The 11084-nt window shown below is 45.7% G+C and carries 6 protein-coding genes; 5 read left to right on the forward strand and 1 reads right to left on the reverse strand.

The window, feature by feature from the left end:
- Window positions 1-231: 231 nt before the first annotated feature.
- Window positions 232-4062, reverse strand: coding sequence for a glycosyl hydrolase family 28-related protein (locus EL628_RS29485; protein ID WP_161975873.1), 3831 nt, complete (start codon window positions 4060-4062; stop codon window positions 232-234).
- Between the two features lie 388 nt (window positions 4063-4450).
- Here EL628_RS29485 and EL628_RS29490 point away from each other — a divergent pair, with 388 nt between their 5' ends.
- From EL628_RS29490 to EL628_RS29510, 5 genes are all read left to right on the forward strand, one after another.
- Entirely contained in the window at window positions 4451-5083 is a 633-nt protein-coding gene (locus tag EL628_RS29490; RefSeq protein WP_126583549.1) for a TetR/AcrR family transcriptional regulator, read from the forward strand.
- 111 nt (window positions 5084-5194) lie between these two features.
- Complete coding sequence (locus EL628_RS29495; RefSeq protein ID WP_126583550.1) at window positions 5195-6946, forward strand: MFS transporter; 1752 nt, start codon at window positions 5195-5197, stop codon at window positions 6944-6946.
- A 359-nt stretch (window positions 6947-7305) separates the two neighbouring features.
- Window positions 7306-8634, forward strand: coding sequence for an AAA family ATPase (locus EL628_RS29500; RefSeq protein ID WP_126583551.1), 1329 nt, complete (start codon window positions 7306-7308; stop codon window positions 8632-8634).
- A gap of 57 nt (window positions 8635-8691) precedes the next feature.
- Window positions 8692-9579, forward strand: a complete 888-nt coding sequence (locus tag EL628_RS29505) for a tetratricopeptide repeat protein (RefSeq protein WP_245994567.1) — start codon at window positions 8692-8694, stop codon at window positions 9577-9579.
- 386 nt (window positions 9580-9965) lie between these two features.
- Window positions 9966-11084 carry a S53 family peptidase gene (locus EL628_RS29510; RefSeq protein ID WP_161975874.1) on the forward strand — a complete coding sequence of 373 codons (1119 nt, stop codon included), beginning with the start codon at window positions 9966-9968 and terminating at the stop codon, window positions 11082-11084.

The following is an 11084-nucleotide window of genomic DNA, read 5'->3' on the forward strand; positions in this document are numbered from 1 at the left end:
ACAACTTTTGATCATCATACTTCCCACACTTTGATCTACCTGCTGATCTACCAGAAAAAGAGAGGCCATCAAGCCTTGTGAGGAGCATAGTAAGTCTAGGGCAGCTAAAACGGGCTGCCTTCATAAGTTGATATGGTAAATATAAGACCAGCTCATTGTAAAATAGAAATCAATTAGTAATAATGATAGCTATAGATATCAATTAGTAATAATGATAGCTATAGAAATCAATTAGTAATAATGAATAGAGCAGGTAATGGAACTTGCTCCAACAACGTGCAATCCCTGGCTCCCACCGCCAATATCAGCAATAAAAGTGGCAATTGCTCCTTTCCTGACACGTATTTGAACTCCCCCCTGCTTAAACAGAACTCCCTTCATAATCACACGTCCTGAAATAATAGTAGCCGAACCAACGTCAAAGGCCGCACCCTGTATGAGCAGATTCCCCTCATTTATCTGAACGGCTTCAGGATCTATTCCACCTTGACTATTGAAGCCAAGCACATTAAGCATAGTCAGGTTTCCTCCATGCATCGTAATCTGTGTTCCATAATGGCAGCAGATCTCTGCATTTATAATGGTAATCACTCCCTTTCCAGATCCGATCGTCGTTATAGTATTTCTGCTCATGTCTGCGGCAATATTTTGCGCACTTATATGGGCATTTCCTGAAAAGGTGTAGGCAGCCAGGGAATCATAAATAAAGTTATTTGCTAAAAATGCTTGCTGGATATGATCTCCGATCGTAAAGGCGTGCAAAAAGAGCGATTGGTAGGCTGTAATAACGCGATCGGAAGTTTCTTGTCCGGGTAGACCATACGCACGTTTCCAGAAGTTAAGGTTAAAATGACTATCAAGAAGCCATCCTTCGCCTTCACCTTGCAGATTGATACCTTCATTTAGAGGAGAACCCATTATCTCTTGCAGAGATTGTTGAGCTGCTCCAATGGTGGCAGTTTCAATCGCTTTATAAGCATTTGGTAATGTAATATCATGGAGATAGATCTGACTCCCGAGACCTCGTATGCTCCATGGATACGAAGCAACTGTCTGAACGCTCGTTGGAAGCTGTTCGGGGTAATAGATAGTTATCCCTCTCACTCCTCCACTGACCAGGGTGAGGAAGGCTGGTGCGCTCTGAGGATTCTGCGAATTCCGGCCTTCATAAGCATACAAAATTGTGCCTGTAGTACTGGAGCCATAGATCGCTCCTCGGTGTTGGACATCATCGCTGCCACGTAACATGACGCCAACCGGAATGGTCAGGTGCGATCGTATCGCATAGATAGCAGGAGGCAAATACACTATCCCTCCACCTGCTCTGGCGGCATCATTCAATGCTGACTGTATTGAGATAGTATCATCTGTAATACCATCTCCACTAGCATTATATGGAGCTAACTTTACATTATAAAAGGCTACTGCACTAAAAGTTGCGGCAATACGCTGCGGTAACGAGCTATCTGGACTGGGAGCAAGCAAAGCCTGTTCTGATAATGCAGGGTGACTACTATCAATTTTGACATCAGCCATACTTCGATTATCCACCTGATTACTATCATTTTCTCCAGACGCAAATTGATTGCTGACAATAGCAGCTGAGGAGAGTCCTGGTTGCAGGCCGATAACTCTAACAGTGGAAGACGGTGATCCAAGAAAATGTGAATCCTGCACAATCAGATTCCCCTGTCGAGCAATAATCGCGGCAGAGCTCTTCATGGTCTCGAATGTGCAATTTTGAAAGTTAGCCGTCACGTGACCAGCCAGGACAACTGCCTGACCAGTTCCGCCACCAAGAAGCACCGCATTGAAGAGTACGCTCGGAAAATGTCTGTTGTTGCGCAAACTATTATGGATGAGAATAGCCACAGAGCCGGCCTGCCCATCTGTCTGAATCTGAGAATTTGCGATCATTAAGCCATTGGCATTATTAATATAATCAATCGCCATTCCAATAAAGCTGTTTGTGATTTTGATTCCAATCAGAGCGAGTGATGAACTATTATATGAACCCAATCCTGGACCAAAGGTATGAGCAGGCAAAAATGAAAGAGCAATACGATAATTCGACAACGTAATCTGTGCAAACTGGTCCCAATCCAGTCCGCTGAGCAAAATACCATAACCGTTTGTATGCGTGAAGAGATCAAGATCGGTGCGTGCTGGCCTCTCAGTACTCACCGAGGGGTCTAATTGGGCCCAATATGCATTGCTCAAAGTAATCTGTTCAACTCGTCCAATATCTGTGGCATTCTGAAGCACCAGGCCTTTGTAAAGAACCGTTCCAACGATATTGCGTAGAGTCGCCATCTCCTGACTACCAACCTTACCGACTATAATACCTCGATAAGAATTGAGCATCGTAATATTCTCAATGGTAAAATTCTCAAGTGCAGCATAAGGGGACCCCGCAAAAGCACCCGCAATCTCAAAGGTATAAGGATATGCCTGTACATGGCCTAGCGATTGCTGAGGATAATAGATGGTTAAGCCCTTCACGCCAGAACTCTCCCACAACCGAAAGAGCCCTGGTGCATTATCATCTGCGGAAGGCGCTGGAGAAGCCAGGATTAGTGTGCCATAACCCGCCTGACCAGAAGGTTTCTGCTGATCTGGATCACGGCGGTCTCCACGCAAGGTACAATGCGGCGGAATATCAATACTCTGCGTTACTTTATACCTTCCAGCAGGCAACCAGACAACACCTCCACCATCGGTGTAGCAGTCGCGCAAAGCCTGATTCAGTACCTGTGAGATATCAGTATGTCCGGTAGCATCGGCCATGTACGGACTGGCCGTAAGGACGCGGTTGGCGATCACAATATCCTCAGTTGGGTAAATGGTTGGAACTGGCCGAGCCCAATCAGGTTTTTCAAGCAATGAGAGATCATCAATATAGCCTCGATACCCTCCAAAGAGAGGATGCTGTTGTTCATAGACAAAAGCAATACTATCTACTGTCTTGCCAGCGAGTTTCTGGCCAAGATTGACACTCACATAATTCCAACTGTTCAGTATCAGATGATCGCCTTTGCCCTGCTCTTGTGGACTCAAACGGACGCCATACTGATCAGTCGCGCCAGAATCGCTCAAGGTACTATTATCAGTAAAGTGAAGGTCAATTGCCACTGAACGACTATTCTGTCCGACAATATATTCGCTTCCATTATTCGCTTGTGGATAGATCCAATAAGCAAGCGTTGTGTTGCGATAGATTGGAATATTCACTCTATACAGCAACTGATAGACATATGAATGGAGATTGGCAGTTGGAAATCCCGCATAGACGAGAGCCTGCCGACCTTCATGATGTGGCTCACTCATACCACGTACACCGATTTCAGGGCCAGTTACGCCACAACAGATACCATGAACATGGAAGGTTCTGCTGCTCACAAGCGAATGTGAGTTCATAATTGGAGGATCGCTGGCTTCAAAACCAGTAATCAGATCATTTGTAAACTGAATATTATCTATATATCCACGATAGCCACCTGGTTGAGGTGCAGATTGTGCGTAGCTCACGCTGATTCGATCCACTATTTTTCCGGCAAAGCTTGCTCCTAGCGTCGCACTTACATAATTCCATTGATTCAGCTGTAAGTGTCCGCTGCTCCCCTGAGCCTGAGGGGTAAGCCTGGTTCCATTCTGATCAGTGATACCAGCATCATTCTGACCATCAGTAAAATGCAGATCGAGGACTACATAGCAACTATTCACACCATTCACGAATAGCTGACTGGCGCTCTGAGTTGGATAGATCCAATAGGAGAACGTTGTGCTACTGGTGATAGAGATATGTACACGGTAGATCTGCAAAGATGATTGTGAAGGGATACCAGTCTGAGGCATACCAGAATAGAGTAAGGCTCGCTCTCCTTGAAAATGCGGCTCGTTGCTCCCTCGTAAAGCGACCTGCGGCCCTGTCAACTGACAACAGATTCCTGTTACATTTTTTACTACATTGTTTTGTTGTCCATCTGTATCAGCCTTTACAAGCGGTGGATCAGTAGCCTCGAATCCAGATGAGAACAACAGATATTGAGCCGGTGCAGGCAAAATCTGAGGACTCCCCTTACTAATCTTTTGCGTCACAGCCAGAGGAAAAACAGCAAATATCATAGCGCATGGCACAGCAATAATCATTATCACTGCATAATGAAAGCAAAAAAAGCTCTGTCTCTCCCGCAAGATATGCCCCCTCATAAGTAGAATGTTTTCGCCAGCCCTCTATCACATCTCCTCGACCAAACAGAGCAATACCATAAATGTATATGCACATTCACGCACATTCACACGTACAGGTGCATGAAAAGAAGCGAGCAAAGACAGGTGAACTTGACAATTGCCCGAAGCTGGCTTATACTATGACTCGTAAGTCACAAATAGAAGGGCGTTTACAATACGATTCGCTGTATGTAACTGGTTCAGGAAAGGTTCATAACACATGGGAAACGAGAATGCCCCGCTCTCCTTGCGTGAGAAACAGCGAAAGGAGCGGCTGGAACTGCTATTGCAGGTGGCCGAAGAGGTATTTGTCGAAAAAGGGTATCTGGACACCTCAATGGATGAGATTGCCGCCCGTGTAGGAATTGGAACCGCAACCATTTATTCACACTTTGCGAGTAAAGAAGAACTCATGGTTGCAGCAATCCTCGAACAAAACTTCCAAAAAAATACTCAACGTGTAGTAGAGATCTGCTCAGACGCAGAAGGCAATGCGACAAATAAGCTCACACGCATCTTTCATTTTCTCGTCTCAAGTGACTTTTTTCGTCGCCGCGTCGAGATGCTCTATATTTTACGAGGCAATGCTGAGGCACAGAGAGCCCTTCTCGCTCGTCAAGAAAAGATTACAACATCTGTAGAAACCTTCTCTCAAACGCTAACCGCCTTGATTGAACAGGGGAAGGCTACAGGTGAGCTACAGACCAGCACTCCGACTTCTGCTATGGTCAAGGCCTTTATCGGGCTTATTCGGACCCAGGGCATTACAGATACCCTTATTAGCAAATATTCTGCATCAAATGACGAAATTTTACAGGTTTACTTACACGGAATCGCAACACATGAGCAATAACGCTCTTGATGTCCAGGCTATTTTGAAGTAAGTACGCTGTTTCTCTCAATTACTGTTTTTCTGTATCATCATCTTTTCTTCATCGATTCACCTTTTATTGGAGTCTGAAGCATGGCACAAACGATAACAACAACGAAGGTTGGGCCAAATTATAAATGGGTAGTGCTCTCCAACACGACCCTGGGCATATTGATGGCTACTATCAATACCAACATCGTCTTAATCTCTCTCCCTTCCATCTTTCATGGAATTAACATCAATCCCCTTGATCCGAGTAAGACAAATTATCTGCTCTGGATGTTATTGGGATATATGGTCGTCACAGCAACCCTACTGGTAACATTGGGACGCATCTCCGATATGTTTGGGCGCGTCCGCATGTATAACCTGGGATTTGCAATTTTTACGTTGGGTAGCATCCTGCTTTTCTTTACGCCCGGAACCGGCGATACGGCGGCGATCTCTATGATCTTATTCCGCGTCGTTCAGGCCGTTGGAGCAAGCTTCCTCTTTGCCAATAGTACAGCGATTATTACGGATGCGTTCCCTGCTCACCAGCGCGGTCTGGCTCTAGGTATCAATCAGGTTGCTGGTATTGTTGGCAATGTGCTTGGTCTGATTCTTGGAGGTATCTTAGCGGCGATCAACTGGCGCTATGTCTTCCTGGTAAGCGTCCCTTTCGGACTCTTCGGAACATTCTGGGCCTATTGGAAATTGCGTGAAACCGCTCTTGTCAATCGACATCAAAAGATCGATTGGTTGGGCAATGTTACGTTCTTTGTCGGTCTGATTGTGCTCCTGTTTGGTCTGACCTATGGTATCGAGCCATATGGCGATGCACCAACTGGCTGGGGAAGCCCATTTGTGCTGGGAGCGGTCTTCCTGGGTCTCCTGCTGTTGATCATCTTTGTGATCATTGAGCTCCGAGTTCCTGATCCAATGTTCCGTCTGACACTCTTTAAAATTCGAGCATTCTCGATTGGGAATCTCTCCAATTTCTTGTCAAGCCTGTCACGTGGTGGCTTACAATTTATGCTTATCATCTGGCTACAAGGTATCTGGCTACCGTTACATGGCTACAATTTTGAAGATACTCCGCTATGGGCTGGCATCTATATGTTGCCAATGATGGTTGGAATGATTATTGTCGCTCCATTTAGTGGCTGGTTGTCAGATCGTATTGGCGCAAAAACCCTGGCTACGCTGGGCCTGTTTTTACAGGTGGCAGGCTTCTTATTGCTTACATTCTTGCCTGCTAACTTCGACTATACGGTGTTTGCTCTCTTGCTTGCTCTCATGGGTGTGGCGCAGGGGCTCTTCTCGGTTCCTAATACTGCGGCCTTGATGAATAGTGTTCCAGCCAATCAGCGTGGTGCTGCCTCTGGTATGAACTCGACGGCCACAAATGCTGCATCTGTGATCAGTATGGCAGTCTTCTTCAGCATTGTAACGCTTGGTCTGGCGGCCTCCCTGCCTACTACGCTCACCAATGGTCTGACCGGGGTAGGTCTACCACTTGAAATCGCCACGAAGATTGGTCATTTACCTCCAATTGCTGCCCTCTTTGGAGCCTTCCTGGGCTATAATCCAATGTCAACATTGGTTCAGCCAGCGGCTCTCCAGCAGCTTTCACAGGCAAATCAGAATGTTCTGCTAGGAAAAACCTTCTTCCCGAATCTGATCTCAGATCCCTTTATGGTTGGTCTCCATGCCGCCTTCTATATCTCGGCTGGCCTCTGTCTGATTGCTGCGATTGCTTCGTTCTTCCGTGGCAAGCACTCACCAGCTCTCGCACAGGAACCTGCTGCTGATGAGGCTGTCTACATTCTAGAAGATGAAGCTGTCCTGACCGGCGAAGCGTAAACTATCGTAAACTATTAGGAAGACTCTCTACGGCCATCATGATGATGTGTGTCTAGATAACAAAGGCACACAACCATCATGATGGCCGTGTTGGTAATAGTCATCTTCTCGCGCTCTCTTTGGATCTCGTCTCGAGGCCTACTGGCTGTAACTGTGATGATAGACAAGCAAGCAGTGTCAAATCAGGAAGAGTAAAAAGAGAAAGCAGAAAATTTGGTCAAAATTAGAGCTCGAGATAGTATTCATGTATTTGCATAAATGTTATTATATCTAACAGAGCTTTTACATAGTTGTAACGGTAGGAGAATAGATAGAATGGCTCAATGAGAGGCTAGCAGGACTTTCTGGATGGAGAAAAAATGAGTGATATCGATAATACAATTCATGCGTTACTCGAGGCTCTTCAGTTTAGTCCAACCAATATACGTTTACGTAAACATATTGCTGAAATGTTAATGCAGGCTGGACGCTATTCAGAGGCAATCGAACAGTGGCGTGAGGTGTATCAACAGACTGAAGATCCCGATAGTGCTTTATCGCTAAGTGAGGCATACTATAAAAACAATCAGTTTATAGAGGCAAAGAAGACACTAAAGCCTTTTCTGACCGCAAAATCAACTGCTGATAGCTATCTTCTGTTCTCGCACATTTGCTATGAACTAGGTGATGATCAGGAGGCAGGCGATGCATACCAGAAGGCCATTGAACGCGATCAAGAATTATCAGATCCAGAGTATCTCGTCCAATTACTAGCACGAGGAGCTCAAGTACCGCAAAAAATCCTGGTTGAAGGAGATCATGAAGATTTTATGCCGGAGGATATCGTTGAGCGACCGAAGATTACGTTTCAGCAGGTGGGAGGCTTAGAAGCTGTTAAAGATCAGATCAAGATGAATATTGTCTATCCATTTCAGCAGCCAGCTCTGTTTAAATCATTTGGCAAGAAAGTGGGCGGCGGCCTGCTGATGTATGGCCCTCCTGGCTGTGGAAAGACATATCTGGCTCGTGCGACTGCTGGAGAATGCCAGGCCCACTTTATCAGCATCTCTATTCATGATGTCCTTGACATGTATATCGGCAATAGTGAGAAGAACCTCCACAATATTTTTGAGCTGGCACGACACCATACACCAACGATTATCTTTATTGATGAGCTAGATGCTCTCGGTGCAAGTCGTCAGCAGATGCTTCATCATCATGGGCGTATGCTAACCAACCAATTATTAACTGAGCTGGATGGGATCGATTCAAATAATAGTGAAGTTCTGGTTCTAGGTGCAACGAATAGTCCCTGGTTTGTCGATGCCTCTTTGCGTCGACCCGGACGTTTTGATCGCATACTTTTTGTTCCGCCACCTGATCTTGAAGCTCGCATTGAGATCCTTCAGCTCCATCTACTGGGTAAACCCATTGACGCCATCGATTATGCCAGGGTCGCTCGACCAATGGAACGGTATTCTGGAGCAGATATTCAAGCAGTCTGTTCGATAGCAGCTGAGCGTGTAATCACACAGGTCATGAAAAGTGGGAAGATGCGCCCTATTCGGACAGAAGATCTCCTCGAAGCACTAAAAGTGTGTAAGCCCTCTACACTTGAATGGCTGGCTACTGCAAAAAATTATGCGACATATAGTAATGGTGCTAACGCTTATGATGATATTCTAGCGTACTTAAAGAAAATCAGGTAAAGGTCGTGAATAATGGAACAAAGAGACCTGGATTACGCCTCTATTCTAGATATATTTATGAAGGCTGAGTATGCGATCACTCTCCACAAATATGAGCTCGCTCTTGAACTTGTCCAGATGGCATTGAGCCAGATACCAGAAAGCAGCGTTGCTCATTATACAATGGCAAGAATCCTGCTTCTTCAAAGACGGTTTGAAGCAGCTGAAGTGGCTTTTGTGGAGACACTACGGCTTGATCCCAATAATGATCTTGCACATATGCTCTATGCAACACTCTTGCAAGAGCTTAAACGTGCTTCTCAGGCTGAACAAGAATATAAAATAGCGCTGGAATTGAATCCTCAAAGTGCAGATGCTCACTTTTATTACAGCCAATTCTTGTTGATGTTCCGAAATGCACCTTCCACTGCAAAAATACATTGTCTAAAAGTACTGACGCTAGAACCAATGAACGCCGCCGCTTATGCCGTATTGGGACAGATTGCAACCAGGGAAGATGAGATCCCAGAGGCAGAAGCAGCTTACCTGAAAGCACTCAGTCTCGATCCTGAAAATCCGACAATCCACAATAGTTATGGTGTATTCCTCTGTGATAAAAAACGAAATCCAAAATCTGCGCTCGCGCATTTTCGTATCGCTTTAATGAAAGATCCAAAGGATGAAGGCTATAAGCATAATTTGTTGTTAGCATTAAAGGTCAGCCATTCGTTCTACTGGCTGTTTTGGCGCTTCGCTTCTTTGCGCCATTACAACAAAGGGTTCACCCTTTTCTTTATTCTTACTACGATTATCCTTGTGCGTACCCCCTGGTTCCTGGCCCAAAACGATAGAGTCTGGCTACCAATAGCAGTTGTCTCTATATCTATCTTCATTCTCTTTATGCTCTACATTTTTACGATCAATCCGCTGCTAGACCTGTGCCTCAAAAAAGGTTGGATAAGATAGTTTAGACTTGTTATATTCCCCTCTTTAAAACACATAGCCCATTAGGACTATGTGTCATTGTGTTTCAACATATATCAATCTGAACTGTGTTATGATTGCCCCAACAAGAACGAACGCCTTCCAGTCGGAGAGGACCGGTGACACAATCTTTCGACTACTCAACAGAAGGTGTTCGCGACGAATACTTAACCCGCCTACTTTTTGTTAGCTCAAACCAACAAGTCTGTTGGCTAACAGAAAATACGTTGTCATCCAGACAATATGTAGGTATGCCTATCCTATGTGAGGTCATCCGAATGAGTATGCAGGAACCCAACGCCACCATGAGAGAAATTGAAAATCGTATCTCCGTTCAGAAAAAATCAAGAAAGATGCATCGACATTCTTTGACAGTTACACTGTCTTTGATCGCTCTTTCGCTCGTACTTTTCGCAACCGACTCGCTTGTAGCACATTTTTCAGGTTCTCCGCTGGCTAATGCATCTGCCCATTCTGAGACTAACCTGCCTGTTCATCTCGCCAAACAGAAACACCTTGTCAACCCAACATCCGGTGCACTGACTCCACAAGATCTCTGGAAGATGTACAACCTTCCAGGCCTAAGTGGCGGAGCCGGTCAGACAATCGCTGAGATTATCGATGGCGATCTACCAACCGCAGACGCCGATCTTCAAGCATATAGTAAGCGCTTTGGGCTTCCTCAATGTACTGTCGCTAGCGGTTGCTTGACGATCAAATATCAGGGTGGCCGGAAGGTTCCACCTGCCAGTGATCCGATTGAAGGTCTGCTTGACATAGAAATCATGCATGCTACCGCTCCACAGGCGAAAATCCTGCTCTACATTACCAGCGAGAAAGGGAATGCTCTGGCGGTAGGACCTGGCGATATTCTCAAAACTCCTGGCCTCCGCTCAATCAATATGAGCTATGGCTTTAATGGGACTGGTAAGCAGTTTGAGCATCTCTATGCTGATAATCCCAATCATGTTGCGATGTTTGCAGCTTCGGGCGATAGTGGCAATGGTGTGATTTCACCTCCATCGATCTATCCAGAGGTGATTGCAGTTGGTGGTACTGTCTGGAATGGTAAGACGGAGACTGCCTGGAGCGGTGCTGGCGGTGGTCTGAGCTCACTCTATGCGGAGCCTGCTTATCAGAAGGCTTATGGTATCCCACAGGCACGTGGGCTACGCGGCAATCCCGATATCGCTGCGGTGGCTGGTACTCCGATTGTGACCCGCGAGATGGGCAAATGGAGCAGTGAGACAGGCACCAGTATTGCCTCTCCTATCTGGACTGGTATCGCTGCCCTGGTCAATAAACCAATCACCAATGATATGTTGTACTCTCTGGCTAAAACTCATCCTGATTCGTTCAACGATATCACGGTTGGTACAAATGGTCGTTGTGGCTTCATCTGCACTGCCCATCCAGGCTACGACTACATCACTGGCCTGGGTACACCAAAGAACTTTGTGGCAAATGTCAATGCCATGGGGAAATAA

The organism is Tengunoibacter tsumagoiensis (assembly GCF_003967535.1).
Classification (GTDB): Bacteria; Chloroflexota; Ktedonobacteria; order Ktedonobacterales; family Ktedonobacteraceae; genus Tengunoibacter; species Tengunoibacter tsumagoiensis.